Genomic DNA, 390 nt, shown 5'->3' on the forward strand with positions numbered 1-390 from the left:
ACGCCGACGACCCCGCTGCCGGTTGGCACGGTAATCGGCGTGACGGCCACCGACGCGGCCGGCAACACGGGTCCGTCAGCCTCGGTGACAGTGACGGGCGACACGACGGCACCTGCGGCCCCGATCCTCGTCAGCGTGGCAGACGACGTCGGTTCCGTTGTTGGTGCGATCGTGTCGGGCGGCACGACGGACGACACGACACCGACGCTGACCGGTACGGCAGAAGCGGGCAGCACGGTCAGCGTGTACGACGGCACGACGCTGCTGGGCACGGCGACGGCAGATGCGTCCGGCAACTGGACGTTCACGCCGAGCACCGGCTTGGGCGAAGGAGCACACGCCATCACCGTAACTGCGACGGATACGGCCGGCAACGTAAGCACCCCGAGC

At 69.2% G+C, this 390-nt stretch carries 1 protein-coding gene; it reads left to right on the forward strand.

Going from position 1 to position 390, the window contains the following annotated elements:
* Nucleotides 1–390 (forward strand): Ig-like domain-containing protein (locus tag HWX62_RS32895; protein WP_175985339.1); only part of this gene is annotated, 390 nt, incomplete at both ends.

It is taken from the genome of Burkholderia sp. BCC0506 (assembly GCF_902833145.1).
Lineage (GTDB): Bacteria > Pseudomonadota > Gammaproteobacteria > Burkholderiales > Burkholderiaceae > Burkholderia.